29 protein-coding genes and 3 pseudogenes are annotated in these 25,124 nt (G+C 67.8%); 18 read left to right on the forward strand and 14 right to left on the reverse strand.

The window, feature by feature from the left end; genetic code table 11:
* Nucleotides 1-178: pseudogene (locus tag ACFQLX_RS19600) on the forward strand (IS5/IS1182 family transposase); the annotation flags it as partial.
* A gap of 46 nt (nucleotides 179-224) precedes the next feature.
* Here ACFQLX_RS19600 and ACFQLX_RS19605 read toward each other — a convergent pair.
* The 5 genes from ACFQLX_RS19605 to ACFQLX_RS19625 form a co-directional block, all read right to left on the reverse strand.
* Nucleotides 225-839 (reverse strand): hypothetical protein, encoded by a 615-nt coding sequence (locus ACFQLX_RS19605; protein WP_386416974.1) that lies wholly within the window; start codon nucleotides 837-839, stop codon nucleotides 225-227.
* Entirely contained in the window at nucleotides 839-1,264 is a 426-nt protein-coding gene (locus tag ACFQLX_RS19610) for a hypothetical protein (RefSeq protein ID WP_386416976.1), read from the reverse strand. Before ACFQLX_RS19610 ends, ACFQLX_RS19605 begins: the two co-directional genes overlap by 1 nt.
* 164 nt (nucleotides 1,265-1,428) lie before the next feature.
* Nucleotides 1,429-1,653, reverse strand: a complete 225-nt coding sequence (locus tag ACFQLX_RS19615; protein WP_386416977.1) for a type II toxin-antitoxin system HicA family toxin — start codon at nucleotides 1,651-1,653, stop codon at nucleotides 1,429-1,431.
* On the reverse strand, nucleotides 1,650-1,865 hold the full coding sequence (locus ACFQLX_RS19620; protein WP_037691773.1) for a type II toxin-antitoxin system HicB family antitoxin: 216 nt from the start codon (nucleotides 1,863-1,865) through the stop codon (nucleotides 1,650-1,652). The genes ACFQLX_RS19615 and ACFQLX_RS19620 overlap by 4 nt, the downstream gene beginning before the upstream one ends.
* A gap of 604 nt (nucleotides 1,866-2,469) precedes the next feature.
* Entirely contained in the window at nucleotides 2,470-3,357 is an 888-nt protein-coding gene (locus ACFQLX_RS19625; protein ID WP_386416979.1) for a GntR family transcriptional regulator, read from the reverse strand.
* 164 nt (nucleotides 3,358-3,521) lie between these two features.
* On the opposite strand from ACFQLX_RS19625, the gene ACFQLX_RS19630 reads away from it, so the two are divergent.
* The 7 genes from ACFQLX_RS19630 to ACFQLX_RS19660 all read left to right on the forward strand — a co-directional run bounded on the left by ACFQLX_RS19630 (nucleotide 3,522) and on the right by ACFQLX_RS19660 (nucleotide 9,425).
* Entirely contained in the window at nucleotides 3,522-3,875 is a 354-nt protein-coding gene (locus tag ACFQLX_RS19630; protein WP_356082372.1) for an SCO3933 family regulatory protein, read from the forward strand.
* Complete coding sequence (locus tag ACFQLX_RS19635; protein ID WP_386416982.1) at nucleotides 3,872-4,060, forward strand: hypothetical protein; 189 nt, start codon at nucleotides 3,872-3,874, stop codon at nucleotides 4,058-4,060. The genes ACFQLX_RS19630 and ACFQLX_RS19635 overlap by 4 nt, the downstream gene beginning before the upstream one ends.
* Before the next feature lies 1 nt (nucleotide 4,061).
* On the forward strand, nucleotides 4,062-5,516 hold the full coding sequence (locus tag ACFQLX_RS19640) for an FtsK/SpoIIIE domain-containing protein (protein WP_386416984.1): 1,455 nt from the start codon (nucleotides 4,062-4,064) through the stop codon (nucleotides 5,514-5,516).
* Nucleotides 5,517-5,551: 35 nt separating this feature from the next.
* On the forward strand, nucleotides 5,552-6,298 hold the full coding sequence (locus tag ACFQLX_RS19645) for a DUF2637 domain-containing protein (protein ID WP_386416986.1): 747 nt from the start codon (nucleotides 5,552-5,554) through the stop codon (nucleotides 6,296-6,298).
* 150 nt (nucleotides 6,299-6,448) lie between these two features.
* Entirely contained in the window at nucleotides 6,449-7,894 is a 1,446-nt protein-coding gene (locus ACFQLX_RS19650) for a replication initiator (protein WP_386416987.1), read from the forward strand.
* Nucleotides 7,894-8,118 (forward strand): helix-turn-helix domain-containing protein, encoded by a 225-nt coding sequence (locus tag ACFQLX_RS19655; protein WP_386416989.1) that lies wholly within the window; start codon nucleotides 7,894-7,896, stop codon nucleotides 8,116-8,118. The genes ACFQLX_RS19650 and ACFQLX_RS19655 overlap by 1 nt, the downstream gene beginning before the upstream one ends.
* The gene (locus ACFQLX_RS19660) at nucleotides 8,118-9,425 is read left to right on the forward strand and encodes a tyrosine-type recombinase/integrase (protein ID WP_386416991.1); all 1,308 of its coding nucleotides are present in this window, start codon (nucleotides 8,118-8,120) and stop codon (nucleotides 9,423-9,425) included. The genes ACFQLX_RS19655 and ACFQLX_RS19660 overlap by 1 nt, the downstream gene beginning before the upstream one ends.
* A gap of 84 nt (nucleotides 9,426-9,509) precedes the next feature.
* Here the strand turns inward: ACFQLX_RS19660 and ACFQLX_RS19665 are convergent, their stop codons facing one another.
* The 4 genes and pseudogenes from ACFQLX_RS19665 to ACFQLX_RS19680 all read right to left on the reverse strand — a co-directional run bounded on the left by ACFQLX_RS19665 (nucleotide 9,510) and on the right by ACFQLX_RS19680 (nucleotide 12,765).
* Complete coding sequence (locus tag ACFQLX_RS19665) at nucleotides 9,510-10,157, reverse strand: suppressor of fused domain protein (RefSeq protein ID WP_386416993.1); 648 nt, start codon at nucleotides 10,155-10,157, stop codon at nucleotides 9,510-9,512.
* Nucleotides 10,157-10,822 (reverse strand): annotated as a pseudogene (locus tag ACFQLX_RS19670) (polymorphic toxin-type HINT domain-containing protein); the annotation flags it as partial. The pseudogene ACFQLX_RS19670 and the gene ACFQLX_RS19665, both read right to left, overlap by 1 nt.
* 16 nt (nucleotides 10,823-10,838) lie before the next feature.
* Nucleotides 10,839-11,842, reverse strand: a pseudogene (locus ACFQLX_RS19675) (IS5 family transposase).
* Between the two features lie 119 nt (nucleotides 11,843-11,961).
* A complete protein-coding gene (locus ACFQLX_RS19680; RefSeq protein WP_386416995.1) occupies nucleotides 11,962-12,765 on the reverse strand; it encodes a DUF6042 family protein in 804 nt (267 codons plus the stop codon).
* Between the two features lie 344 nt (nucleotides 12,766-13,109).
* Here ACFQLX_RS19680 and ACFQLX_RS19685 point away from each other — a divergent pair, with 344 nt between their 5' ends.
* Complete coding sequence (locus ACFQLX_RS19685) at nucleotides 13,110-13,379, forward strand: aminoglycoside phosphotransferase/kinase family protein (RefSeq protein WP_386416997.1); 270 nt, start codon at nucleotides 13,110-13,112, stop codon at nucleotides 13,377-13,379.
* 277 nt (nucleotides 13,380-13,656) lie between these two features.
* Nucleotides 13,657-13,821, forward strand: coding sequence for a hypothetical protein (locus tag ACFQLX_RS19690; RefSeq protein WP_386416999.1), 165 nt, complete (start codon nucleotides 13,657-13,659; stop codon nucleotides 13,819-13,821).
* 18 nt (nucleotides 13,822-13,839) lie between these two features.
* Here the strand turns inward: ACFQLX_RS19690 and ACFQLX_RS19695 are convergent, their stop codons facing one another.
* Complete coding sequence (locus ACFQLX_RS19695; RefSeq protein WP_386417001.1) at nucleotides 13,840-15,165, reverse strand: hypothetical protein; 1,326 nt, start codon at nucleotides 15,163-15,165, stop codon at nucleotides 13,840-13,842.
* Nucleotides 15,166-15,188: 23 nt separating this feature from the next.
* Here ACFQLX_RS19695 and ACFQLX_RS19700 point away from each other — a divergent pair, with 23 nt between their 5' ends.
* Nucleotides 15,189-15,542: a hypothetical protein gene (locus ACFQLX_RS19700; RefSeq protein WP_386417002.1), complete on the forward strand. Its 354-nt coding sequence runs from the start codon at nucleotides 15,189-15,191 to the stop codon at nucleotides 15,540-15,542.
* 430 nt (nucleotides 15,543-15,972) lie between these two features.
* Complete coding sequence (locus tag ACFQLX_RS19705) at nucleotides 15,973-16,803, forward strand: glycosyltransferase family 2 protein (protein ID WP_386417067.1); 831 nt, start codon at nucleotides 15,973-15,975, stop codon at nucleotides 16,801-16,803.
* Between the two features lie 167 nt (nucleotides 16,804-16,970).
* Here ACFQLX_RS19705 and ACFQLX_RS19710 read toward each other — a convergent pair whose 3' ends face one another.
* From ACFQLX_RS19710 to ACFQLX_RS19720, 3 genes are read right to left on the reverse strand one after another with little or no spacing between them, the layout of a single operon-like run.
* Entirely contained in the window at nucleotides 16,971-17,375 is a 405-nt protein-coding gene (locus tag ACFQLX_RS19710) for a hypothetical protein (RefSeq protein WP_386417004.1), read from the reverse strand.
* 40 nt (nucleotides 17,376-17,415) lie between these two features.
* Nucleotides 17,416-18,420 carry an NAD-dependent epimerase/dehydratase family protein gene (locus ACFQLX_RS19715; RefSeq protein WP_386417006.1) on the reverse strand — a complete coding sequence of 335 codons (1,005 nt, stop codon included), beginning with the start codon at nucleotides 18,418-18,420 and terminating at the stop codon, nucleotides 17,416-17,418.
* A gap of 31 nt (nucleotides 18,421-18,451) precedes the next feature.
* The gene (locus tag ACFQLX_RS19720) at nucleotides 18,452-19,066 is read right to left on the reverse strand and encodes a hypothetical protein (RefSeq protein WP_386417007.1); all 615 of its coding nucleotides are present in this window, start codon (nucleotides 19,064-19,066) and stop codon (nucleotides 18,452-18,454) included.
* Nucleotides 19,067-19,432: 366 nt separating this feature from the next.
* On the opposite strand from ACFQLX_RS19720, the gene ACFQLX_RS19725 reads away from it, so the two are divergent.
* Genes ACFQLX_RS19725 through ACFQLX_RS19735 form a run of 3 tightly spaced genes read left to right on the forward strand, consistent with a single transcriptional unit; the run spans nucleotide 19,433 to nucleotide 21,073 of the window.
* Nucleotides 19,433-19,699 carry a hypothetical protein gene (locus ACFQLX_RS19725; protein ID WP_386417008.1) on the forward strand — a complete coding sequence of 89 codons (267 nt, stop codon included), beginning with the start codon at nucleotides 19,433-19,435 and terminating at the stop codon, nucleotides 19,697-19,699.
* The gene (locus ACFQLX_RS19730; protein WP_386417009.1) at nucleotides 19,665-20,198 is read left to right on the forward strand and encodes a DUF6879 family protein; all 534 of its coding nucleotides are present in this window, start codon (nucleotides 19,665-19,667) and stop codon (nucleotides 20,196-20,198) included. The genes ACFQLX_RS19725 and ACFQLX_RS19730 overlap by 35 nt, the downstream gene beginning before the upstream one ends.
* 23 nt (nucleotides 20,199-20,221) lie before the next feature.
* The gene (locus tag ACFQLX_RS19735; protein ID WP_386417010.1) at nucleotides 20,222-21,073 is read left to right on the forward strand and encodes a helix-turn-helix domain-containing protein; all 852 of its coding nucleotides are present in this window, start codon (nucleotides 20,222-20,224) and stop codon (nucleotides 21,071-21,073) included.
* A 34-nt stretch (nucleotides 21,074-21,107) separates the two neighbouring features.
* Here the strand turns inward: ACFQLX_RS19735 and ACFQLX_RS19740 are convergent, their stop codons facing one another.
* The gene (locus ACFQLX_RS19740; RefSeq protein WP_386417012.1) at nucleotides 21,108-21,653 is read right to left on the reverse strand and encodes an endonuclease domain-containing protein; all 546 of its coding nucleotides are present in this window, start codon (nucleotides 21,651-21,653) and stop codon (nucleotides 21,108-21,110) included.
* A 162-nt stretch (nucleotides 21,654-21,815) separates the two neighbouring features.
* Here ACFQLX_RS19740 and ACFQLX_RS19745 point away from each other — a divergent pair, with 162 nt between their 5' ends.
* From ACFQLX_RS19745 to ACFQLX_RS19755, 3 genes are read left to right on the forward strand one after another with little or no spacing between them, the layout of a single operon-like run.
* Nucleotides 21,816-22,052 carry a hypothetical protein gene (locus ACFQLX_RS19745; RefSeq protein WP_386417014.1) on the forward strand — a complete coding sequence of 79 codons (237 nt, stop codon included), beginning with the start codon at nucleotides 21,816-21,818 and terminating at the stop codon, nucleotides 22,050-22,052.
* Nucleotides 22,042-22,473: a DUF6093 family protein gene (locus tag ACFQLX_RS19750; RefSeq protein WP_386417015.1), complete on the forward strand. Its 432-nt coding sequence runs from the start codon at nucleotides 22,042-22,044 to the stop codon at nucleotides 22,471-22,473. Before ACFQLX_RS19745 ends, ACFQLX_RS19750 begins: the two co-directional genes overlap by 11 nt.
* A gap of 41 nt (nucleotides 22,474-22,514) precedes the next feature.
* Nucleotides 22,515-24,698 carry a protein kinase domain-containing protein gene (locus ACFQLX_RS19755; protein ID WP_386417017.1) on the forward strand — a complete coding sequence of 728 codons (2,184 nt, stop codon included), beginning with the start codon at nucleotides 22,515-22,517 and terminating at the stop codon, nucleotides 24,696-24,698.
* Nucleotides 24,699-25,124: the final 426 nt, after the last annotated feature.

Consider the following 25,124-nt stretch of genomic DNA (forward strand, 5'->3'; position numbering starts at 1 on the left):
CCAGCAGACCCACAACAAGGTCATCCGCGGCATCCACGGCGTCTGCGAGCGCGCCCACTCCCTGCTCAAGACCACCTTCAAGGCCCTGCGCCGGGTCAGTCCGGACCCCAGCCGCATCACGAAGATCGCCGCCGCAGCCCTCGTCCCGCTCCAGATCGAGTACGACCGCACCATCTGAACGATCACGCAATGCCATGATCCGTTACTGGAAAAGGCTCAGTGCGCTACATGTTCAGCTCCGGCCGGATTCCCAACCAGGCTTCCACCTCTGCACGGAGAGCTTCCTCTAGGCGAGATGAATCAATCCACTCCAATGCAGAGAGGACCCGCTCCACATCTTGCAGCAAGTCGATACGAGGGTCCCGCTGCTCCCGATTTTGACAGGCCACACCGACGGGCGCATAGAAATCGTCACCAGCATCCCGGTAGCGATATGCGCGCTCTCTGGCATAGCCGACTATCTCTTCGCGTGAAGCCGGCATGTTGCTTACAGCCCACCTGACCGCACCTTCTGGTGTAAGCGTCCCAATCAGTCCAGGAAGCCCGGAATCGTAACGCGTAGCGATAACAGCAAGCCGCAGCTGCCAGTAGGCAACCAGGGAAGGTGACAGCTCTCCCCGCGCGCCCCCCGAGGCCAATAGCCGAGCGCCAGCGCCGAGCAGATCACTCCTCTGATCTGGCGAGATGTTCCGCAAGCCACTTGCGTTCGACTCGATGGACTCCAGGATGCCCCACCACCATTGGGGTGATGCGGAAGCATCTGCATGCGCGTCAAGCCATGCGGAAAGCTCGCGATCGCGAAGCGATTGAATACTCCGCAGATCCTCATTAACAGTCATCACGGAGCCATCCCGCCGTAGTCCCTAATTGCGCTCAGTGGAATCCTGATCCCTTGCGCGGCAAACGCATCCACTCCCCTTTGAATGAAGACACATGCGCATTCTGGTGTCGGCGTATAATGCCCCGTCATGTTATCGAAGGAAGTGACCGGGCCACCATTAAAGATTACCTGGCCAGCGGCCATCACGGGTTCCCCACCGGATGCGATTGTGTGGTGGATGCCCGGCGAACTCCGAACCATGTTGAGCTCACCACCTTCACCCACGGTCCAGAGGTAGCTACCATTTCCCGCCGCAGCTTGCGTGAATTCTGACGTTCCAGCCGAGATTTTGGTGACTCCTTCAAAGTCGGCCGCCATCTGCTCGAACGGGAGATCATCCGCCTTGCTGTTCTTTACGGGACCACAGCTGTTGTGCACTAGCACTGGAGTGGTTCCCGCCAGCACATAGTACGTGTGCTCGCGGGATGGCCCTGCCTGTGTTTTCGCAGGTCAGATACGGCGCGTCAGTCCGTAAACGTCCGCTCGGGTGTGCCGGGGTCCGTGGTTGTTGCCGTTACCATTGCCGTCAGGGGTCGGAGCCGGGGTGGCTATTTCAGGAAGCTGTTGAGGTCGTCCACGGTCCAGTCGGCCTGCCGCAGGATGGAGCGCAGGGTGCCGGGCGCGAGCGAGCGGTGCAGGGGCACGATGACGGTGCGGTCGTCCTTGCGGTACTTGGCGTGGCTGCCGCGCGTGGAGATGTGGTCGAAGCCTGCGCGCTCCAGGGCTTTGGCGATCTGGGTGCCGGACAGGCCCGTGGGTACGGCGGGGCTCATGCGACACGGACCTCGACGGGTGCGGTGATCACATCGGTGACTTCGGGGGCCGGGGCGTCCTCGAAGTAGAGTTCCAGGGCTTCGCGAAGGTTGGTGAGGGCCTCCTCGATGGTTTCGCCCTGGCTGGTGACCTCGGCCTGGAGGCAGCGGGCCACGTACCACTCGCCTTCGTGTGTGATCGCGGCGGTGAGATGCAGTGCATGCGACGTCATGGGCAAAGTCTGGCATGCCCGCCCTGTTGTCTTCCGTGCTTTGCCAGCCTGGCCTTGGCGCGCGGGCCTACGAAGCCAAGGCCCCTTGGACCGGGCCCACCGCAAAGGACGCGGCCGGCCCGGCAGACAGACGGCCTGAGTGGGTGGGGTCCCTCGTCGGTCGGGCAGCTTCGCCGTGCCAGGGTTCCCCGGGGGCCGCCAAGGCTCACATCGTGACGCGTGCGCTTGGCCTTGGCGGCCCCCGGGGGTTCCTGGTACGCCTCCGGTGACCGACCGACGAGGGACCCCACCCGCGGCCCCGAACCCCGCACCACGACGAAGCCGCACCCGAAAGTCGGCCCCCTGCCCCTCGGAGGGAGGGCCGGGGTCTAGGGCGGAGCCCCGGAAAAGGTTGGCTGTGCTGGTTGTTGCGCGCCCGGACCGGCGGGCCGTCGGCAAGCGGGGCGGAGACAGGAGCGGGCGGCGGCCCCGCAGGGCCGGGCGCGCGCGGGCCGCGCCAGCGGGCCGCCTTGAAAAAAATCAAGTAAAGAAATTCTGAACAACACTCCCCGTGCTACACGCGCCCCGTGCTATGCGTCCTGCCACTCCGCCGGGTGCGGCAGGTTCAGCGTCGGCGTCTGTCTTCGTTCAGCCGGTCGTATAGGCGCTGGACGCTGGCGGCCTGCTCTTCGGGCGTGTAGTTGCCGCTGAGGCGCTTGCGTTGCTCCATGACGGCGCGCATGGCGTCGCGGTGGGCGGTGGCGGCTTCGAACTCGACGCTCGCCTTGGCGAACCGTTCCTCGGCGGCGGCGAGTTCGGCGGCTACCTCGTCGTCGCTCTTGCCGCTGAGCCGCACCGCTTCCTCATCCGCCCGGCGCTGCGCCGCCATCTCCTCCAGCCCCTCGTTGTAGCGCTTGAGGAACTGATCGCGCGGGCTGAGCTGGCGGACGAAGACGCCCCGGCCCTGCACGGAGTAGATCAGCCCCTCCTCCTTGAGGACCCGCAGGGCGTTCTGCGCGGTGGAGTTGGCGATGCCGTACTGGGCTTGCAGGTCGCGGGCGGACGGGAGCTTGGCCCCCGGCGCGAGCCGACCGTCCTGAATCTGCTTGCGGAGCTCGTCCGCGGTCCGCACGTACGGGGGGCGTGGATCGTCAGCGGGACTGTCGGCGGTCCGCCAGCCGCGCCGGAGGTCGCCGAGACCTGTGTACGCGGGATCGGATTCGCCGGAGTCGGTCTCGTCGCCCGCTGCGGCCTCCGTCTTCGCTTCGGCCGGCGCTTCCTGCGCGCGCACGTAGCTGCCTCGGCCCAGGACGGAGTAGATCAGCCCCTCGCCCTTGAGGAGCCGCAGAGCGTTTTGGACCGTGGAGCTGGCAAGTCCGAAGCGCCGTTGCAGATCGCGCGCGGCAGGGAGTCGCTCGCCGGGGCGCAGCTCGCCGTCGTGGATGGCGGCGCGCAGGACGTCGGCGGCCTGGACGTACGGCGGCCGGGGGTCCTCTCCCAGTGGCAGCTTCATGGCATGAGGGTAGCGGCGTCAGCACTCAGGGCACACCCGGGCGTCCTCGGCGTTCCAGCCGTATCGGCGTAGCGATACGAATCGAGTGTCGCGTGTGTAGCGGGCGTGCCGCTATGGTCATGGTGAGTCGATCAAGCGGCTCCATCGAACGAGGATGTGATGGCATGGCCATGACCCGTATCCGTGTTGCTCTGCTGCCGTCGGCGGTGTGCATCGCGGGCACCGAGCCGGTGCTGAAGATCAAGGACCAGCAGACCGGGGAGGTCGCCACCGACCGGGAGACCGGTGCGTCGCTGTACACGGTGACTGTGATGCTCATGGAGGACGGCCGGGCCGAGGTCCTGAAGATCACCGTCCCGGAGACGGGCCTGGCGGCCGGACTCAAGCCGGGCGCGATGGTGCGGCCCGTCGAGCTGTTCGCGACTCCATGGGCGCGGATCTTCAACGGGCAGCTCTCCGACGGCGTCGCCTACCGCGCCGCCCGCCTGGAGCTGGTGACCGTGGAGGCAACCCAGTGATCCACTTCGAAAACCCCGTGCTGGAACGGGAGTTGTATCCGCTCCGGCCCCTGCCGGGGACCGAGGGCAAGGCCACGTTCGCCGCCTCGGCCACGGTGCTCGATCTGCTCGGCCTGAGCCCGGAGCACGCGGCCCGCCTGGACCTGGCCCACATGCTCCGCCTGATACGAGAAGAGGGGGCCTGATATGGAAACCATCAAGGGATACGCGTCGTACGCGCTGCCGATCGCTACTGCGCTGGTCGGTGTGTGGCTGCTGTGGACGGTGGTGCGCTACGTGCGGGCCGACCGGGGCACGCGGGTCAGCATGCGGCAGGCCGTCCGGGTGCGCTGGGGCTGGGTGCGGCTCGCGCGGATGGCTGGGCTGACGGTCACCGACAAGACGCCGGGCCTGCTCGCGCAGATCACCGCACAGAAGGACGGCCCCGCCCCCGCGCCCCGCGTGCTCACGCCCCGGATCAAGGTGAAGCCGGACCGGTTCGGCGTGGTCGTGCGGGCGAAGACGCTGCCGCAGGTCGGGCTGGAGGAGTACCAGAAGACAGCGCGGTTCCTGGCCGACGCCTGGAAGTGCACGCGGGTCTCCGTCCTGCCGGACGGCCCCGGCAAGGTGGTGATCCGGGGTGTGCGCTCCGACCCCCTGACCACGCCGACCTCACACCGGCCCACCGGCCTCCCGCCCACGGACCTGACGCGTTGGGAGCTGGGCGTGGATGAGTACGCCGCCAAGGTGTGCGTGTCCTTGGCCAACGTGCCCGGCGTGACCGTGGCCGGCACCCCCGGCGCGGGCAAGACCTCGACGGTCAACAAGTTCGTCTGCGACTTCGCGCCCTCCCCGGCCGTGCAGATCGTGACTGCGGACGGCAAGGTGTCCCGCGCCTCTGAGGGTGACTACGCCGACCTGGTCAAGCGGATGTTCGCGTTCTGCGGGGACGACCTCGACGAAGCGAACGCGCTGTTCAAGCGGCTGGTGGAGCTGCGTCGACGCCGGTCCTCGACCATCCGTGACGTGCTGGGGGTGAAGAACATGTGGCACGTCGGCCCCTCGCCGCAGTGGCCGCTCACGGTCCTGATCATCGATGAGGCGCATACGTACTTCCGTGAGTACAAGGGCAGCGACGCCGAGACGAAACGTTTGGGCGCGCTGACGGCGGAGAACGCCCGGCTGGTGGAGGACCTGGTCAAGAAGGGCCGCAGCGTCGGCATCCTGGTGATCCTGATCAGCCAGAAGACCACCGGTGACGCTCTGCCGACCTTCATCCGCGACGTGTGCCCCATCGGGCTGTCCTTCGCGCAGAAGACCGTGGAAGCCGCGGTGGCCGCGCTGGGTGACGACATCCGCAACTGGCCCGACGCCAGCCCGGTCACCTTGCAGGACCCCGCCTACGTCGGCGACGCCAGCCCGGTCACCTTGCAGGACCCCGCCTACGTCGGCGTCGCGGTGATGGCGATGCAGGGCCGCCCCGGCTACACCCGCATCCGCACCCCTTACGTCTCGGACGCTGACGCGGCTCGTGTCGCCGAGGCCACCTCTGATCTGACCGCCGACCCTGCCCTGTGCCTGGATGCCCTCCTCGACTCGACGGGCCGGACGTTCCCCGACGGAGAAGGACCGGACGGCGCCCCTGTCCCGCTCGCCAAGTAGCCCGAACAGCCCATGCCAGAAAGGAGGTTGGAGATATGGCGGAGGAACGGTTCACCCGGCGCACCGTGACCGTGGTCATGGCGGTCATCGCGGCCCTGGCCTTCGTCTTCTCCTTCGGCAACGTCTGGGCCCTCGCCCTGCGGCTCGGCGTCCCCCACCCGATCGCGCCACTGATCGCCCCCATGGTCGACCTGTCCGTCGTCGGACTCCTGGTCGCCCTGCGCTTCCTCGCCCTACACGGCGTACCCAAGGCGGAGTTGAAGGCCGGGACCCGACTGCTGCACCTGTGCGGGCTGCTTACCCTCGCCCTGAACACCGCCGAACCGCTGCTGACCGGACGCTACGGACGGGCCTGCCTGGACACCGTCGCCCCGCTCCTGCTCCTCGGCTGGGGCCACGTCGGCCCCGCCTTCCTCGCCCAGTTCCACACCCTCACCCACCCCACCCCGCACCTGGAGGCCGCCGCCGCCATCTCTGAACCGGTGCCCGACGAAGCACCCGCACCCGAGCCCCCGACGCCCGCCCCGGCCGTCGTCACCTCCCCGGCCGAGGAACTGGAACCCGCCCCGGCTCCGGCTCCGGCCGCTGTTCCGCCCGTCGCCGTCGCCAAGACGACTCGGCCCGCCTCCGGCCCAGCTCTGCCGACCGCGCTGCTGGACGCTGCCCGGCGCATCGCGGACACCCACCACGCCGAGCACGGAACACCGATCACCGCCGCCCACCTGGGCACGCGCCTGGGCATCGCCCTGCCAGTGGCGACCACCGCACTCGCTCAACTCTGAGCCCCGGCCTCACCGGCCGCATCCCCCTCGCTGAACCCACGCCCACCCCCTGGGTCTGGTTCGTCATGCCCCGAGCAGCGCCAACACGCCTACAGATCCGGCTGGTTGCTGCTCGGGGCCACCCGCACGAACAGAAGGGACACGCCCCGAATGGTCACCCTGGACCTGCGCCACGTGGCAAGCCCCGCCGTACGGGACCTGCTCCACCTCGTCAACCACCCCGACTTCAACCGCGCACAGCAGCAGATCGAACGCCTCGGCGGCTGCACCGAACCCATCCGCCTGACCGGCCACACCACCACCGTCGACACCACGACCGGCGAGGTACTGCGCACCTATGCCTCCTCCGAGGAGCCCACGGGCAGCCTGCTCACCGCGTGCGGCAACCGCCGCTCCTCCCGCTGCCCGGCCTGTTCCCGCCTCTACGCCGCCGACACCTACCACCTCATCCGCGCCGGCCTGTGCGGCGGCAAGACCGTGCCCGACACCGTCCGCACCCACCCCCGCGTTTTCGTCACCCTCACCCCGCCGTCCTTCGGCCCCGTCCACAACCGCCTCACCACCCCCGGCGGCGGCATCCGGCCCTGCCGCTGCCGCAAACTCCACGAACCTGGCGACGCTCTGCTCGGGACGCCGCTGAACCCCGCGACGTACGACTACGAGGGCGCGGTCCTGTTCAATGCCCACGCCTCCGCCCTGTGGGCCCGCTTCACCACGTACCTGCGCCGCGAGATCGCCGCCGGGCTCGGCATGACCCAGAAGGATGCCCACGCGGTCCTGCGGGTCTCCTTCGCGAAGGTCGCCGAGTACCAGCAGCGCGGCCTGGTCCACTTCCACGCCGTGATCCGACTCGATAGCCCGGACGGCAACACCGCGCCCCCGCCGCCGTACGCCACCGTCGCCGTACTCACCAAGGCCGCCCGCGCCGCCGCCAAGCGGGTTCACGTCACGGTGAAGTCGGATGCGGTGGGGGAGCGTGAACTCGGCTGGGGCGAACAGTTTGACGTGCGCGAGATCGCCTCGTTCGGAGCCGACGCCGAGTTCACCGACCAGGCCGTGGCCGCCTACGTGGCGAAGTACGCCACCAAGTCCACCGACGCCTCCGGCGCCCTGGACAGTGCACTGTTCTGCCGTCCCTGCCAGGGACGCGGCGCCACCGTGCTGCCCCACGGGACGCCGCTGCCGTGCACCGCCTGCGACGGCACCGGACAGGCCCGCCCGCTGACCCGGCTCCCCGTCGCACGCCACGTGCGACGCATGATCCGCACCTGCTGGGAACTCGGCAAGCTGCCCGAGTTCGCCCACCTCAAGCTCCAGAAGTGGGCACACATGCTCGGCTTCCGCGGCCACTTCTCCACCAAGTCCCGCAGCTACTCCACCACCCTCGGCGCGCTGCGCGACGCCCGCCGCACCTGGCGCACCGAACAGGCCCGCACCCACGCCGGCCTGCCCGAGTCCGACCCGACGACCACTCTCGTCATCGGTCACTGGGACTACCTCGGCTCGGGATACAGCCCCGGCACAGCCCTCCTCGCGGCCGACGTCTGGCACCGCAAGGAACTGGAACGGCAGTTCACGGCCGAAGGGGGCTGCTGATGGCCTCGCCCCCGCCTACCGCCCTCCGCGCCGAGGCGGCACCGGCGCTGGAGCTGCTGACGGTGCCCCAGGTGATGGCCCGCCTCCAGCTCGGCCGCTCCGCCGTCTACGACCTGCTCCGCACCGGCCAGCTCGCCTCGATCATCCTCGGCCGCGCCCGCCGCATCCCCACCCACGCCCTCACCGACTTCATCCACACCCGCCTCGAACAGGAAGCCGCCTGATGACCACACCCCGAGACACCCCCGCCTCCCGCCGCGTCCGCGCCAACGGCGACGGCACCGTCTACCAGCGCAAGGACAGCCGCTGGGAGGCTGCCGGATACGTGCTCGCCCTCGGCAACACCCGCAAGCGCATCCGCGTCTACGGCACCACCAGAAAGGAAGCCCTCGCCAAGCTCACCGAGAAGATCGCCGCCAGCAACCGCGGTCTTCCCGCCCCCTCCGCGCAGGGCAGCCTGGCCGCATACCTGACGTACTGGCTGGAGAACGTCGCCGTCCACCAGCTCCGCGAGAACACCCACACCCGCTACACCGCCGTCGCCCGGCACTATCTCATCCCTGGGCTGGGCAAGAAGAAGCTCGCCAAGCTCACGGCCAAGGACGTCCGCACCTGGCTCACCCAGCTCCGTACTACCTGCCAGTGCTGCACCCGCGGCCTGGACGCGGCCCGCGATGAGCCCCGCTGCTGCGCTGTGGGGAAGTGCTGCGCCAAGCGGCTCTCGCCGCTGACGCTGGCCTACGTGCACTCCGTCCTCAAGTCCGCACTGGAGCACGCGGTGCGTGAGGAGGAGATCCCGCGCAACGTCGCCCGCAACGTCCGCATCGGCACGCCTCGGCCCCGCCGCTTCGAACCCCTCACCGCCGAGGAAGCGCGCCAATTCCTTGCCGCCGCGCGCGGACACCGGCTGCACGCCCTGTTCGAACTCGCTCTCCACACCGGCCTCCGCAAGGGCGAACTCCTCGGCCTGCGCTGGGAAGACCTCGACCTGGCCGGCGGAACCGCCAGCATCCGACGCACCCTCCAACGCACCAACAGCGGTGGCCTAACCGCCCTCCCGACCAAGACCAAGAGCTCGGAGCGGCGAATCGCACTGCCCACCGAGTGCCTGCGCTCCCTCGAACAGCACCGGGACCGCCAGCATCAGGAACGCGAAGCAGCAGGGACGGGCTGGAAGGCGAGCGGCTACGTCTTCACCCGCCCCGACGGCTCCCCGATCGAAGGAGCCACCCTCACCCGCCACTTCAACACCCTGCTCCGCCGGGCCAGGCTGCGCCGCATCCGGTTCCACGACCTTCGCCACTCGGCGGCGACCCTCCTGCTGGAGCAGGGGGTGGAACTCGTCGTGATCAAGGAGCTGTTGGGGCACGCCCACATCGGCGTCACCGCCACCGTGTATGCCCACGTCCGGCTACGCCTCCAGCGCGATGCCATCGACCTCCTCGGCAACGCCCTTCGCACTCCCCACGAGACCGCGATCCGGGCCGACGACGGCGACGAGCCCCCGCGCTATGCAGCACTTGTCCGCTGACGTTGCCGTCAACTACTGCCGTCAGACCCTCGCAGTACGCCGCCAGCGGCCCCGCCGGAGATACTTCCAGTGGGGCCGCTTCCGTCATACCAAGGCGGGTCGAATCGGATCGGTTGGGTCCCATCCAGAATTCCATGCCATTTCAGCCCCGTGGGCATGGAAGAAATTCCTCTCCGCTGGATAGATCGGATACGCCCCAACGAGTTCTACAAAATCAACGACGTCTCGGCCCGGCAAGAATCCAAGATCAATCCGGTGATCCATCGTTAGCTTGGCCTCAGGCGCCCCCAGTAGAAGACTGCTCAAACCAGAGCCTTCAACATATGGCTTCTTGTAGCCAATCACCATTCCGGGCTCAAAAGGACACAAGCCACGCAAGGCGGCCACGGTGATCGCTGGGACCATAGCCCACTCCAGATCATCCGAGTGCATAGAAATGCAAAGCTCGCGCCCCGAAGCCGGTGAATCGACCAACGACGAGAGACCATAGGTAATCCCGGTCACAAACCCCAGCTTCGGCCGATTCGCATATACCAGCGAATAGACTCGCCCGTCGGCCGGGACGCGCGGCACAACCTCACGAACCTCTGCAGTAGCGCCAAGTGCCAGGCTCAAGCGCTCCACGAAGCGAGCGAACCGCTCAGAACCGCCAGACTCAGTCACCTTAAACTCCAACTTTTCTTGCAGCGAGTGGGACAACCCTCCCTCAGGATCATCCCACTCCGGCAGCATCACGGAGAATGTATCGATCCCGGCGGCGGGAAGAAATGACCGTCGGCCGCATCCCACCATTCGGTCAAATCATGATCGATGTAGGAGTTGAACTCATCGAACCGTCCCGCCGGTATCCTCCATTCAGTCAGCCCCTCAGTCAGCCCCATCGAATTCTCCAGCGGGAATTCTAGGTCGCCGAATGCCTCTCGGAATCCCGGTTTCATGGTAAACACATGCATTCCCAGGTCGTGGCCATTGCCCGCATAGTGCGCCGCACCCTCAGGCAAATTAGAGAGATACGCCGTCGGATGGTCACCACCATGATTGGCCGCATTCAGGCCATTAGACTCGCTGGCCTTCTTGCCATTCCCAGGAGATCGATAGAGGACCGCAGGATCGTCGCCGCACGTATTGTGCACCAACACCGGCGTATTTCCGGCGAGTACATAGTACGTGTGGAGTTCGGCGACAGTGAGGTTGTACATGTCCGCGCCGCCGGGGGCGTTGCGGATGGATGCGACTGTGACCTGCTGGTTTTTGTCGGTGGCGAGGGTGTGGCCAGGTTGGAGTTCGCTCGCGGTGACCCAGCGGTGGTCGGTTGCGTCCCAGAAGGGGTGACGCGAGGTAGTGTTGAGCGTGGAGGTTTTGCCGTTGCGGTGGCGAACCCTGACGTCAACTAGGGCCTGTGTGGGGTCGTGATCATCTGGTCGTCGGTATGAGGTCGTTGATCCAGATCATGGAGGCCCTGAGGTGCAGGCCGGCGTCGTAGCTCCCGGGGGTCTTGTCGTAGCGGGTGGCGATACCTCGCCAGGCTTTCAGTTTGTTGATCATGCGCTCGACGGTGTTGCGGTCCTTGTAGAGGTCCGCGTCGTGGGTGACGGGCCGGCCGCCCCTGCGGCCTCTGTTCTTGCGGTGGGCGGCCTAGTCCTTCTTCTCCGGGATGATGGCCTTGATGCCGCGTTTGCGCAGGTAGGCGCGGTTGGCGCGGGAGGAGTACGCCTTGTCCCCGGCCACGGCGGCGGGCCGGGTGCGGGGACGCCCGACGGGCAGCCGGACACGGACCTTCTTCAAGACCGGGACGAACTGCGGGCTGTCGGCGGCCTGTCCGACGGTCACCACGATCGACAGCAAACGGCACCTACGGTCGGACGCGAGATGGACCTTGCAGGTCAGGCCGCCTCTGGATCTGTCGAGCAGGGCCTGTTTCAGGCGGCCTTTTCGTCGGCGCCGGACGCGTCGCCGCTCTTCCCGGCCGGGGTCGTCTACGACATCCTGTCCGTTTCGTCCCTCCGGGCCGCCCCCTTTTTCCGGGCCTGCTCCTGCTCCCGCACGGCTTCCTCCAGGGCCTCCATGACCTCGGGATCGATGTGCATCCCGGCGGCATCGTGATGCGCCCGGACAGTCGTGGAATCCACACTGACCAGCGACAAGTCCGTCTTCCCCCGCCAAACGGCCGCGGCGATCAGACCTTCCAGCAGCGCGGCGAAGACCCCCGCGTCCCGCCAGACCCGGAAACGGCCGTAGACGGTGGGCCAGGGGCCGAACTCCTCGGGCATCTCTCGCCACTGAGCGCCGGACCGGAAGCGCCAGATCACTCCCTCGAACTGGTCACGCAGCTTCACCGGGTAGGGGCCGTACTCACCGATCGGCAAGTACGGCTTGATGAGTTCCCACTGGTCGTCGCTGAGCTGGCGGCGCGTCACACCGGCGTTCTACCGCGATACGTCCCGGCGCGGCAGCGGAATACGAATACTGATCACGACCCCACACAGGCCCTAGCCGCAGTTACCAATAGCTGGTCCCCACGATGCCGTGCGCGGCCTCAGTCACCGCGGCTGATCTGGATGCGGTTGTCGTGGAAGTGCTCCCAGTCCATGACCAGGCGGAAGCGGCGGTGGGCCTCCAGGCGCTCCGCGTCGGCTGGCTCCTGGCCGCGCTGGACACGGGCGTCGCCGGATTTCACGAGTTCCGCGAGAGCGAACCGGACGTCGTCGACGTCCTGGCCTGTGGCTGCCGCAAGCCGGTCCAGGGAGGTGAGGGTCTCTGTCGGTTCACCCAGATCACTGACCAGGTGGTCGATGAGGGTGGCGAGGAGCGGGCCGGTGCGCATCGACCAGCGGATCGCGTCGAGGCGCTCGGTGAGTTCGGGGTCCAAGGGCAGCAAGTCGCCGGGCAGCGGCAGCGCGGCGGGCATCGACCATCGTGTGCCGCCCTGTGTCTCTTCGCGGCGGGCCAGGCCCCATGTCAGGTAGAGCTCGGACAGGTCCCGCACGGTGGTGGGCACCGGGAAGCCGGCGGTCGTCAGCATGGTGCTGAACTGCTCCCAGCGGGCCGCCTCGCATGCTTCGCGGCCCTCCGGCGCGGCCTCGTAGTCCCATTCCTCGTCCGGCCAGGAGAAGGTGAGGGGACCGTCGAGGTCGCCGCCGATCATGTCCCAGTGCCCGTCGAAGATCTCGTGTACCAGGTCGTCCAGGGAGCCGGTGAAACCGGGCTGGCACGCCGTCCCGATCAGCATGGTCAGCGGGAAGCCCTGACGGGGCAGGACGTGCTCCCAGCCTGACACCCACCAGTCGTTGTGCATCGCCATGTCACGGCGCGGTCCGGGAACGGACGCCTTCTCAGTCATCCACAGCTCTTTCTCGAAAATACCTAGATACTCGCAGCGTACGCAGTGAGACGCGGCAGGTTCTCACGGACGTCCCACCCATGCCTGGTGGTGGGGCGACGCGCAGCTGCTCGCGGTGGTGGCCGCGCAGCACTCCGACGCGGGTGCGGCCCTCCAGGACCTGCAGTCCGCTGTCTGCCGGGTTCAGGAGGCGCTGGTCGATGAGGAGCGGCGGGCGCATCCACGTCCCGTGGGCTTCCCAGTGCCGGCCGATGTCCGGGGGCCGCACCTTATGCAGCCGGCGTTGCTCTCGCCGGTCGGCATGGTGGGGAAGGCCGCGGCCGAAGTGATGGTGGAACCTGGGGATGGCGGCGGTGGGTCTGGCGCAGGTGGACGGGGTCCTGGAGGGGGCTCGGCTCGCTGAGCTGCTGCGGGGGTACCAGGAGGTCGCGGCGCTCACTCCGGCCCAACTCGGCCTCTTGGCAGCCGAGATCGAGCACGCGGCACTGATCATCGCCTTCCACCGCTACTACCGGCACTCGGTGCGGTTCCCCGACCCGGCTCGGAGTGCGTACCACCTGGAAATGGTCAGGTTCGTGGAGTCGATCCCCGCTGGGGTGGAACACGCCGCGTAACGCGCGGCCCGCTCCTTCTACGGGGAGCTGGGGTTCGAGGAGTTCGACGGGAAGATCGTGTACCGGACCGGCACCGGTGCGGCGTGAGGGGACAGACGGGCTGTGCACGAGGAACGGTGTGAGCGGTGTGACTGCATCGTGGGGCTGGGATGCGCCTGCTCCGGTAGGGGGCCCGTGCCGCGGGCCCGTACGGCGTCGGCGGAGAGGGCCGCGTGGCAGCGTTTTCCCGCCCAGGCCATCCTGATCGTACGCGCACCTGCCCGGAGCCTGCACCCACGTGGAGGAGCACTACGTCACCGCTCCCCGGTGGGGCTGGATTCCCGACCCGCCGCCCGGGCTCTGGCAGCGTCTCAACGTCGGCTTCCCGGCGGTGGCGACCGCCGGGAACACCGGGCGCTCGGCGATCCAGCGGTGCGAGGAGTGCCGGACGGCGGTGTCGTGACCTGCTGCGACGCACAGTTCACGTCCTCTCCAGCCGGTGTCCCGCCGCTCGGCCTGTCTCGTCCCTGCGCATCGCCGTCAGGTGGAGGTCCGCGAGGCGCGGTGTGAGGGTGACGTCCAGTTGCTCGACGGGGTGGAGTAGGCCGCGGGCGCAGGTCTCCGCTGTCCAGACCGTGTAGTCCAGGCCGGGGTAGGCCGGGTTGATGCCGATCTCGCCCTTCGGGAGTGCGTGGAAGCGCGTGGGGATCCGCCAGCGGTTCCAGTACGTCCACGCCTGGAGCGCCTTGGCCTGCTCGAAGGCCAGGTAGAGCTGGGGGTAGCGGTCCAGGGTGCGCATCTCGCGGAAGAGGAGCTGGCCCAGGAGGTGGGGGGTCTCCGTGAGGAGCCTGTCGGCGTCGGCGTCGCGGAAGCTGTACGTGCTCGTGTCCTGGGTCGGTGCCAGGGCCGTACCGGCGAAGACGTGGGAGAGGCGCTGGCGCGTGTACTCGGCTGCTCCGAGGGCGAGTTCGGGGGCGATGCGCTCGATGATCGCGTACAGGCGGGTGTGGTCGGGGCGGAAGCGGGAGAGGTCGAAGAGCCGGTCCATGCCGTCCACCGCGGCGAAGGCGAGTTGCTTGTAGAGGCGGTTGTCGAGCTCGCCGTTGCGTGCGTACTCCTTCGTGCGCGGGTGGGTGGAGTGGAGCATCAGGTACTCGGACAGCACCTCGAAGTAGAGGTAGCCGAGGAAGGGGAACGCCGGGATCGTCGCCGCGAGTCGGTCGACGAACGCCGCTTCGGGCGTACGGCGGCCGGCCGCGTTGCGTAGGAGGAGGTCCAGGAAGTCGGCCGCGGTCCGTATCCGGGCCATCGCCCGCTCGCGGAGGCCGGCGTCCTCGGCGGGGGTGAGGAGGTCGCGGTGGGCGAGGTAGGTGCGCAGGTGGACGCCGCCCAGGCGTAGGTAGTCGATGCCCAGCGGCGGTACGGGCGCCTGTGGGCGGATCTCGAAGACGAGCGTGCGGGTGTGGGGCTTCGTCTCCAGCAGGTAGCCGCCCAGGTTGTGGGGGCGCAGCCCGGCGGGCTCGGGTGTGAGCGGGGCGCAGTACAGGGCGGCGGCCAGGCAGCCGGTGGACGCGTAGAGCCGGCCGCTGGTTCGGATGGCGTCCAGGGCGACGGTGGTGTGCATCAGGTGGATGGGGCCGCCGCTCGCCAGGGTCCGGGTCATGGCGTTGGAGTGGAGCAGCCAGCCGTTCGGGGCCTGTTCCAGGCGGGCGCGCCAGTCGGCTTCACTGGCGGCGAGGCCGGCAGGCTCGGGGCGGGTCGCTCCCCGGGTGTGGTCGGTGTGGGCGTACTCCCAGTCGGTCAGCACTGCGGGGCCCCCTTCCGGTTCCGGTGGAGGAGCGTCGCTTCCGCGGCCCGCGCCATGGCGTGCTCGGGGTCGGCGCCGTCGAGCCGGGCCTGCTCGCTGGTGACGACGAGGTGGTGGGCGAGCGGGTGGAGCCGGTCGGGGATGGTGGTCCGCAGGCGGGTCGGGTCCGGCCACCAGCGCCGGAGAGGGAGGCGGTAGCGGTCCAGGCAGTCGGCGGCCTTGAGCAGGTCGGTGTGCTGCCGCGCCTGCTCGTGGTCGCGCCGGTCGTCAGGGGTGAAGGCGTCGTACGGGACGTCGTGCAGGGCGATGGCGATCGCGGCCTTCTCAACGGCCCGCGTCGGCAGGGAGGGGGCTATCTCCCCGGCGTGGCCGCGTAACCAGTCGGCGGCCCGGCGCCCGTGGTGGGGATCGTGCCTGTCGTCCAGGCGGCGGCAGTCGTGTACGGCGCCGGCAACGCATAGCGCGGCGGTGTCCTCCCGATCCAGCCCGTGCTGCTCGGCGAGGAGCCGGGCGAGCAGGGAGACGCGGGCTCCGTGCAGGGCGCCGTGGAGGGAGTCGGCGAGCCTGGCGTCCGCGTACCAGCGGGTGCGCGGTACGAGCCACAGCGGCTCGCGGGGGCTGCCCGGGAGGGTTCGCCGCGATCCACGCCAGGGTGTGCCGGTCCATGTACTGGTGGTCCGGAAGGCGGCCCTCCGTGGCCAGTTCCCGCAGCGGGGCCGCGCTAGGCTTCTGCGATGTTCGTGAAGGCATCAGGTCCTCGAAAGTCGGCGTTCGGTGGGCGTTAAGGTCGGCGTGGCCGTCGTGACCATGGGTACGAGGCCGCAGGAGCTCGCGGCGCTGCTCGCCTCGGTCGAGGGGCAGTCGGTCGAGGCGGCCCGCACCGTGGTGGTCGGCAACGGCTGCTCGCTCGCCGGGCTGCCCGACTGGGTGGAGACGGTGGAGCTGCCCGAGAACCTCGGCGTGACCGGCGGTCGCAACGCGGCCATGGAGCGCCTGCGCGACATGGACGTCGTGGTCGACCTCGACGACGACGGCCTGCTGGTCGACGACGGCGTGGTCGCCCACCTGGCCGACCTGTTCGCCGCCGACGAGCGGCTGGGCGTCGTGGGTTTCCGTATCGCCGACGAGACCGGTGTCACCCAGCGCCGCCACGTCCCCCGGCTGCGGGCCGGCGACCCGATGCGCGGCGGTGAGGTGACGACGTTCCTCGGCGGCGGCCACGCGCTGTCGGGCCGGATGCTGGCCCAGGTCGGCGACTGGCCCGACTCCTTCTTCTTCGCGCACGAGGAGACGGACATGGCCTGGCGGGCGCTGGACGCGGGCTGGCGGGTGGTCTACGAGCCGAAGCTGCTGCTCCAGCACCCGAGGACCTCCCCGGCCCGGCACGCGTTCTTCTACCGGATGACCGCCCGCAACCGCGTCTACCTGGCCCGCCGCCATCTCCCCGCTCCCCTGATCCCCGTCTACCTGGGCGTGTGGATCGCGCTCACAGTGCTGCGGACGCGCAACGTCGCGGGGCTGAAGGCGTGGTTCGGCGGCTTCGCAGAGGGCTGGCGCACCCCGTGCGGTCCGCGTCGGCCGATGCGGTGGCGCACGGTGTGGAAGCTGACGCGGTTGGGTAGGCCGCCGATTCTGTAGGTCCTGTCCGGAGTTCCCCGTCGTCCGTGTGAGCACGGGTGCAGCGGTGGTCGGCGCGTGCCTGTCGCGGGTCATGCAACGGCGTGCGGCAGGGGATACCCCCTGCTCGAAGAGCTTGGTGACGTGTACCGGACGCCGGGGCGCAGACAGGGAAGTCCGCACAGCATCTAGGTCGCGTCGAATACCGCCTGCAAAGCGTCCCCTGTGGGAGCTATGACAACCGCGTCTCCCTGAAGCTCCACAGGAAGGTGACGACGCTCCTCCTCGTGGAAGATGAGTGCCCCACTGCTTTGGGGGACGATCGAGGTTCCGAGGGCTGCCGCCAGCCGGGTGAGCACGTTGAGCATCGCGCCAGGGGCAAAGCGCGTCGCCGTCACGCACTGCATCCCGTTCTCGCCGTGAGACTCGTGGTACAGGTCCGCTTCGCCCCCGTCCTCTGCGCGGAGCTGGGAGAAACCCTCCCCCAGCTCTCCCCCCATCACGTACGGCTCCGTCGCCTGCCGAAACCGTTCGGCGTCCAACGCGACAGGCTCGCCGTCTACGAACCTGAGCAGGAAGATGCTGTAACTCACGGACACACTCTGTCATCGTCATGATCCGCCGGACAGGCCCCTAGGCTGCGGCTTCGTGCCGTAGCCATGCGGGGATCGCGTCAGGGGTACGGGTGAGCCACCGCACGTAGCGGGCGACGCCTTCGGGGGCGGTGATGCCGGGGCGCCAGCCCAGTGTCTTGATCATGTGGGTGAGGGAGGCGTAGCCGCCCTCGGGGTCGCCGGGCGGCATCGGGGTCTCGACCAGGTCGCAGCCCGAGTGGTAGCGGGCGACGAGTTCGGCGACCTGGCGGATCGTGGTGGCCACGCCGGTGCCGATGTTCACCGTCTGGCGGTGTGCGCCGGGGGCGGCCAGCGCGTGCAGGGTGCCGGTCGCGATGTCGTCGACATGGACGAAGTCGCGGATCTGGGCGCCGCCGCCGTTGAGGTGCAGGGGCAGTCCGAGCGCCGCGCGCATCGCGAACCAGGCCACCACCCAGGAGTGCGAGCCCTCCTTGACGACCTGCGGCTCCCCGTAGACGGAGAAGTAGCGCACGACGGCGTACGAGACGTCGGCCGCGCCGAGGACGGCGGCGGTCTGGTACTCGCCCCACACCTTGCTGGTTCCGTACACGGACACCGGGTGCACGGCCGCGTCCTCGGTGAAGCGGGTGGGGGCGGGCCCGCTCGTTCCGTTGCCGTAGACGCTGGCGGAGGAGACGAAGACCAGGCGCCGTACGGAGCCCGAGCGGGCCGCGGCGTCCAGGACGTGCTGGGTGCCGGAGACGTTGGCGTCGATGGCCGCGACGGGGGCGCGGGTACAGGCGGCAGCGTGGATGACGTAGTCGCAGCCGCGCATCGCATGTCTGACCAGGCTGGGTTCGGCGATGTCGCCGACGACGAAGTCCGGGTCGTCGGGGTCGATGCCTACCCGCCGGCGGTAGACCTCCGGCGGGTAGGCGTCGAGTTTGCAGACGGATATGGGGCGGGCGCCGAGCTCGCGCAGGCGGGCGGTGACGCGGCTGCCGATGAGGCCGCCGGCGCCGGTGACGAGGACGGTGCTTCCGGCAAGTCGGTGCAGGGACACGGGCGTTCGCTCCTTGGGCGGGGGTGTGCTTTCAGGGGAGGTCGACGAGGGTGCAGTCGTAGAGGGTGATGCTCTGGCTGGCGGCCAAGACCCAGGCCGCCTGGTGGGTGTCGTAGCGGACCACTCCAGGCCCCTGGGCACGCGGGGCGAGGAGACCGGGGGTGTAGCGCTGTCCGTACACGCCCTGGATCTGCGGGTCCTGGGCGCGGACGGCGGCCCAGCCGTCGCGCAGGTGCGGGCACAGGCGGACGGAGACCTCGGCGCACGCCACGCACAGGGGCGGGTGGACGGTGGCGCAGCCCTCGGGCCAGTCCGGCCCCTCCCCGCGGTGGTCCTCGATCAGCCAGAGCGTGCCGAGGGCGGTTCGGGAGGCGGGTCGGGAGCAGATCTGGCACAGGTGGCGGCGCATCACGCGGCGCTGGCGCAGGGGGTGGACGCGGCCGAACTCGGGGCGCCCGCGCGCGCCGTCGGGGTTGCTCGCGACGCGCAGCCACAGGACGCCGCGGCGGTCGCGGTCGGCGGGGTGCTCCTTCGCGTAGCCGATGCCTGAAGGGCGCTGGACCAGCGGCGGCGTGGTGGTGAGCTCGACGGTGCCGCTGACGATGTCGGGTACGACCGCCGGTCGGCGGAGTCGGCTATCCCGCATGGCCGACTCCCCCGCCCTGTACGGAGCCGGCCCGGTGGCGGGGGCACTGGCAGGCGGGCCAGCGGGCGGTGAGGGGTGGTTCGGAGGAGTCCGCGTAGAGGTGGCAGACGCTGCTCCAAGTGCGGCCGCTGTCACGGGAGATTCGGAAGGTGAGTTGCGATCGTGGAGTCTCGGCGTCCACGGTCCGGTGTGAAGTCGCCATGGTGGGGACGCTACGGACGGCGGTTGTGCGCCCGCCACGCATGTGCACTTCTGTGCATGCAGACTTCGGGGCTCCCGCAAGACTCCTCACGCACTCTTGACGGCGTCCCCGGTGCGGAGAATTCTGGTGCACGGAAATGCACACCACCGGCCAGGGAGGTCCCCATGTCGTTAGTGTTCATCGGCGTCGACCCCAACTCGGAAGTGGGCCAGAGCCCGACCGTCTGGGTGGACACCGACACGCAGGAGTTCGTCATCCAGGGCTGGAGGGCGAGCACCGAGGACGAGGCCCGCTGCTACGCCGCCGCGGTGCCGGGCCACGCGGCGGGCGTGCCGGCGCACGAGGCGCTCGTGCGCGTTCCGGCCCGCATGGTGCACATGTTGAGGGAGGCGTGCAATGCGCTCGACGCGGGAGATCCCGACGTTCGATGAACTCCTCGACGGCGCACGGGAGTCGGCCGTGCACCTGGAAATGCGTGACACGTACGCCGTGGACTACGAGAGCCCCCACTTCCGGTCCTGGCGGGCCACCGGCACGAGGACGATTGACCCGCCGCCGGACTACTTCGAGAGCTGGGTGGATCTCATCCGGCGCACGGTCGCGCGCGGGGTGCGGGTGCGCCGGGCCCGTATCGTCTCCGAGCCGGTCACCGAGTACATCCGCTACGAGCACGCGGGCACCCCGATCATCGTGGGCGCCGGCGAGCAGGTGCGCTGGCTGCCGCGTCGGCAGGCGTCGGACCTGTGCCTGCCGGGGAACGACTTCTGGCTGATCGACGGGGAGCTGATCCGCTGGAACCACTTCACCGGCGACGGCGCCTCCGCGGGCGGGGAGATGAGCGAGGACCCGGCGGCTGCGAAACTGTGCGGTGCGGCATTCGAAGCCGTGTGGGAGCGCGCAATCGACCACGTCCGCTACCGGATCCGCTGACCGCACCCCAGACAGGCCCGCCCATGCCCCTCTCCCCCTCGTCCTCCGCGCAGGCCGCGCGCGAGGCGGTCGCCGCCCGCCTGCGGGAACTGCGCAGGAACGCGGGGCTGACGGTGGCGGAGCTGGCCGGCCGGTGCGGGTGGCACCACTCGAAGACCTCGCGCATCGAGAACGCCCGCACCGCGCCCAACGCCACGGACATCCGCCTGTGGTGCCGGGCCTGCGAGGCTCCTGAGCAGGTGGCGGACCTGGTGGCGCAGTCCGTCCACGCTGGCTCGCTGTACATGGAGTGGCGCCGCAGGACTCGGGCGCGGCTGCGGCAGTTGCAGGAGAGCTACGGGCAACTCCACCAGGAGACAAGGGTCTTCCGCGTCTACTCCGCCCGCGTCCTGCCGGGGCTACTGCAGACGGGCGGGTACGTCGGCGCCCTGCTGTCGGGGATCTCCGCCTTCCACGACATCCCCGACGACGTTCCCGCGGCGGTCGAGGCCCGACTGGCCCGTTCCCGGATCATCCACGAGCCGGGCCACCGCTTCCTGTTCCTCGTCGAGGAGGCCGCACTGCACTACCGCCTCGGCGACGCGGAGGTGATGGCGGCCCAACTCGGCCATCTCCTCACCGCGGGCGCCCTCCCCCAGGTCTCCCTCGGCATCATCCCGGCCGACACCCCGTCCCGCCCCATCCGCCCACTGGAGACCTTCCACGCCTACGACGACACGCTGGTGTCGGTGGAACTCCTGACGGCACAGGTGAACGTCACGCAGCCGTCGGAGATCGCGCTGTACCTGAAGGCGTTCGAGGAGCTACGGCAACTGGCGGTGTACGGGGCGCAGGCACGGGGGTTGATCCTGGGGGCGGCTGGAGGGCTGGGGTGAGTAGCTGCGCTCCGCCATAGCCACCTGGAGAGACTCAAGCCTTCCAGGTGAGGCCCTGCCATGGACCATTTACTCCGATGTAGCGCACCCTCGCCCAGTTCCTATCGTCGGAGTGTAATTCCTTCGCCTCCGGCCTCTGTGCAGGTGGTCTAGCCAGGTAGGCGTCCACTACCGGAGACGGCCAGGACGCCCGAGACTGACTCAGTCGTTTCTCGTAGTACCCAAGGCGGGTGTTGCACGGCGAACAGAGTAGGCCGCGCACGCAGCTGGGACACCCCTTGCAGCACTTGTGGTCGTGGTCGATGTTCCACCAGATGGGGCCATAGAGCGCATCGTCGCCCGGTCCGTCATCACACAAGGGGCAGCAGTCGCCTTGGACACGCAGGATCGCGTTGACGTGGGGGACCGAGAGGCCATAGCGCTTCGCCTGCCGAACAGCGGGAGAACAATTACGACAAAGCCTACCCTTGTATCCCGAGTCGCCTTCGTCGAGCCAAGAATGGCATATTTTGCAGAAATCGTCATAAATGGGGGAAGATTCATTTGTCATACGGCGGATGATATTGGAGGGGACTGACATCTCGTCGGGGATGCAGGCACCGACCGTACGAGCATAGGCTCGGGCATGACGGTGCAGCGCTTTCAACTGCGGTTTGACGGGCGGCAGTACGCCGCAGCACTCGGCGGAGTCGACATAAGCTGTTACGTCACGGCTGTGGATGTACGCGCCGACTCACACGGGTTGCCCTCCGTCGTGCTGCACCCCTCCCCCACGCAGGTGCGGCCCGCCGGACTCGACCCCCTGGCCCGCGTGGAGGTCGCGGACGAGCACCGTATGGACGCCGTCTCCTTCCTGGCCGCACTCGATCCCGTTGAGATGGAGCGGGCCGCCCTCGCGCGCAACGACCTGGAGTCCGTGCCTGCCGGCGTCACCGCCGCCGTGCTGCGGCAGCTCGTGGAATGGGCTCGTGGCGATTAACCTCTCCGGGGTACAGCGGGTTGTCGAGGGGACCCTTCTCGATCGAGTCCAGCTTCGTCGTGACGTGCTCGGACACGGGGACGACGTGCTCGATGAGGAGACAGGCGAGTTGGTGACCGTGCCGCCTGCGTGCGTGATCGTGTGGGAAGGGGCCGGAGCAGTCATGCCACACGGCGTTCCCCGTGCATCGGCCCTCCTGGACAACGTGCTCACCGCGCCGGCTCCATCTCTCGACTACCGGGGCTTTCTGCCGCTGTCCGCACCTCCGGCCCGACCCGGCGATGCCCTGTGGGTGATCGGCTCATCACGCAGCGATAGCCTCCGGGATCCGTATCTGGTGGGACGGGCGTTCCGGGTTGGCGAATCGGACACGGGGAGCTTCGCCGTCGTCCGCACCGTGCTCCTGCAGGCGATCGACTAACTGTCAGGTACCGGACGAGGGTTCGATAGTCTCTCCCCGTCTTGGCAGAGTGGGTCAGGGATGCGGGTGGGGACATGGGGCTGAGGGCAGGAGATCCGGAGTCGATCGGCGGGTACGTGCTGCTGGACCGGCTCGGCGCGGGCGGGATGGGCGTGGTCTACCTCGCCCAGGCGCATTCGGGGCGCTATGTCGCGATCAAGGTTGTACACCAGCAGCTTGCCGAAGACGTCGAGTTCCGCATCCGTTTCCGGCACGAGGTAGCCGCTGCACGGCGGGTCTCAGGTGCCTTTACCGCGCCAGTGGTCGACTCCGATCCGGACGCGGACCGCCCCTGGATGGCCACCCTGTACACGCCCGGGCAGAGCCTGCGCGAACGCGTCCAGCACGGAGGGCCGCTTCCGCCCGGCGAGCTACGCCTGCTCGCCGTCGGGCTCGTCGAAGCCCTGCGCGACCTGCACAAGGTCGGCGTGATCCATCGGGACCTCAAACCGGACAACATCATGCTCACCGATGATGGGCCCCGCGTCATCGACTTCGGCATATCCCGCGCCCCGGAGCAGCAGACCCTCACCGTCACCGGTCGCATCCTCGGTACACCGCCGTACATGTCGCCCGAGCAGTTGACCTCTGCTCGCCGGGTCACTCCTGCTTCCGACATCTTCGCTCTCGGCTCGGTCCTGACGTACGCGACTCTGGGCCGCGGCCCCTTCGACGCCGACAATCACTACCTCACCGCCTACAACGTCACCCAAGAGGTGCCGGACATCGCCGCGCTCTCCGGCACCGTGCGCGAGATCGTCCAGTGGTGCCTGGCCAAGGATCCTAGCGAGCGGCCCGGGCCAACTGACCTCCTGGCTGCCTTTCATCGCGTTCCGCCGGAAGATTGGGGCCCGAGTCCCGTCAACACTCCGATCTCCGAGGAGATGCCGGCGCCTCCTCCGGAACAGGGGCGGCGGCGCAGCCGACATGTGGTTGCGCTTCTCACTGCCGGAGCGATCGTCGTGTGCGCGGGAGCAGTGTGGGGAACCGGTCTCTTGGATAAAAATCCTGCCACTCCGCCCATAAATGCCGACAGCCGCCCACCAGCACCGGCAAAGCCTTCATTTAAACCCAAGCCGGAAGTCGAACAGATCACAGAATTTGAACCCAAGGGGTGGGCCCTTTGGGAGATGCAGCCACAAGTCGCCGCAAGCCACGTGCAGGAATTGAGCCCCGATGCGCAATGTGCCACCTCTCCGGAAATTCTGTTCTGTTCAATTTATGGAAATTTTGTCACCTACGACGCGGAAACCGGAAAAAAGCGGTGGAACCAAAGCTATCCACCGGGAGAGAACGTGCGGATCCATGGAATTGCACCGTTTCGGAATTTCGGACTCTACTCCACCGAAAAACCGGGCACCGGAATCCGGGAGTTGCACGCCGTGGATTTGCGAGCAAAAAATATAGTTTGGTCAAAAAGCATCCCGGCAGATCTGTCTGGAGAGTATTTTGTAACAGTCACCGATGAGGTGATCGTTGCAACCTGGGGAGGCATCCTAGAAGGGTTCGCCGCTTCTACCGGACGGCGTCTTTGGAAAGTACTCCCAGGGCGACAAAAGATAGCCACGAAATCGTACGAAGAAATTCCAAGTAGAGATAAACGATCATTTGCCGTATACGGTCGCCCTGCTTCTAGCGCACTACGCGTCAATATCGCTACTGGTGAGGTAATTTCCTCAGTTTCGATCAAAAATGCATCGATAGTAGCCACGTCCGACACCAGCGCCCTCGCCCAACCTATCGACGAAGAGTTCGAACCTAGCGGTTCGCCCATACTGATTGACTTCGCAACAGGAAAGAAGATCGCTACCAATTTGCCTGGCGAATATCACTATATTGCCAGCGATGCTGGCTATATAGGATTCAACGCATCGGGCCACATGATAAGAGCGTCTCTCTTCACTGGAGAAATTCTCGAATCAATCAAAACTGGAATTGAGGTGGGAAATCAAAAACCTTTTCCCTCCGGTAGGGAACTGTATCTTAAGACCCTCGATTCCAAAATCTACTGCATAAATGCATATAGTGGCCTGGTTCAATGGCACACTGCAGCTCGCCGAGATCCCAATCGATCCCTCAGCGATGGAACAGATCCATACGGTTCGCCGTTTAAAATTCTGGGAATTCAGAACGGCGTCATCTATGCATTTTCTGCTCGCGATACTATTTTCGCCATTGGAAAGTGAAATTCTATTCCCCATACCCAACCACAGGGAATGTTCGGACAATAATAAATTTCTGGACATTTGTCCGCATCCGATGTCGCATTAAGCTCCGGCATGTCCTTCGCACGCAACACTCACCCGCACGCTCATCCCAATGCAGCACCGTTCCGTGATCCGATCACCCTGTCTGCCGCATTGTCCGGGCTTGGACCAGCGGTACGAGCCCGGACGCGGGCCATCGCCCGGCATCACGCCACGCTGCTGCGAGTGCGGATCCAGCGGCACGCGTCCGGGCGGCCAGGGCCCAACGTCATCACCGGGCGGTACCGGGCGTCCTGGCAGGTGAAAGTCGTCGTCGAGGGTGGGCAGGTCACCGCTCGGGTCTTCAGCGATGCTCTGCGGGCGTGGCGGTTGGAGTACGGGTTCGTCGGTGTGGACAGCCTTGGG

Origin of the sequence: Streptomyces polyrhachis, assembly GCF_042663125.1 — a bacterium.
Lineage (GTDB): Bacteria > Actinomycetota > Actinomycetes > Streptomycetales > Streptomycetaceae > Streptomyces > Streptomyces polyrhachii.

Bases quoted from the DNA above. Each gene is read 5' to 3' on its own strand.
- ACFQLX_RS19605 (WP_386416974.1), bottom strand. From the start codon at position 839: ATGACTGTTAATGAGGATCTGCGGAGTATTCAATCGCTTCGCGATCGC.
- ACFQLX_RS19615 (WP_386416977.1), bottom strand. From the start codon at position 1,653: ATGAGCCCCGCCGTACCCACGGGCCTGTCCGGCACCCAGATCGCCAAA.
- ACFQLX_RS19620 (WP_037691773.1), bottom strand. From the start codon at position 1,865: ATGACGTCGCATGCACTGCATCTCACCGCCGCGATCACACACGAAGGC.
- ACFQLX_RS19625 (WP_386416979.1), bottom strand. From the start codon at position 3,357: ATGAAGCTGCCACTGGGAGAGGACCCCCGGCCGCCGTACGTCCAGGCC.
- ACFQLX_RS19630 (WP_356082372.1), top strand. From the start codon at position 3,522: ATGGCCATGACCCGTATCCGTGTTGCTCTGCTGCCGTCGGCGGTGTGC.
- ACFQLX_RS19640 (WP_386416984.1), top strand. From the start codon at position 4,062: ATGGAAACCATCAAGGGATACGCGTCGTACGCGCTGCCGATCGCTACT.
- ACFQLX_RS19645 (WP_386416986.1), top strand. From the start codon at position 5,552: ATGGCGGAGGAACGGTTCACCCGGCGCACCGTGACCGTGGTCATGGCG.
- ACFQLX_RS19650 (WP_386416987.1), top strand. From the start codon at position 6,449: ATGGTCACCCTGGACCTGCGCCACGTGGCAAGCCCCGCCGTACGGGAC.
- ACFQLX_RS19655 (WP_386416989.1), top strand. From the start codon at position 7,894: ATGGCCTCGCCCCCGCCTACCGCCCTCCGCGCCGAGGCGGCACCGGCG.
- ACFQLX_RS19660 (WP_386416991.1), top strand. From the start codon at position 8,118: ATGACCACACCCCGAGACACCCCCGCCTCCCGCCGCGTCCGCGCCAAC.
- ACFQLX_RS19665 (WP_386416993.1), bottom strand. From the start codon at position 10,157: ATGCTGCCGGAGTGGGATGATCCTGAGGGAGGGTTGTCCCACTCGCTG.
- ACFQLX_RS19680 (WP_386416995.1), bottom strand. From the start codon at position 12,765: ATGACTGAGAAGGCGTCCGTTCCCGGACCGCGCCGTGACATGGCGATG.
- ACFQLX_RS19685 (WP_386416997.1), top strand. From the start codon at position 13,110: ATGGCGGCGGTGGGTCTGGCGCAGGTGGACGGGGTCCTGGAGGGGGCT.
- ACFQLX_RS19705 (WP_386417067.1), top strand. From the start codon at position 15,973: ATGGGTACGAGGCCGCAGGAGCTCGCGGCGCTGCTCGCCTCGGTCGAG.
- ACFQLX_RS19720 (WP_386417007.1), bottom strand. From the start codon at position 19,066: ATGCGGGATAGCCGACTCCGCCGACCGGCGGTCGTACCCGACATCGTC.
- ACFQLX_RS19725 (WP_386417008.1), top strand. From the start codon at position 19,433: ATGTCGTTAGTGTTCATCGGCGTCGACCCCAACTCGGAAGTGGGCCAG.
- ACFQLX_RS19730 (WP_386417009.1), top strand. From the start codon at position 19,665: ATGCGCTCGACGCGGGAGATCCCGACGTTCGATGAACTCCTCGACGGC.
- ACFQLX_RS19735 (WP_386417010.1), top strand. From the start codon at position 20,222: ATGCCCCTCTCCCCCTCGTCCTCCGCGCAGGCCGCGCGCGAGGCGGTC.
- ACFQLX_RS19740 (WP_386417012.1), bottom strand. From the start codon at position 21,653: ATGTCAGTCCCCTCCAATATCATCCGCCGTATGACAAATGAATCTTCC.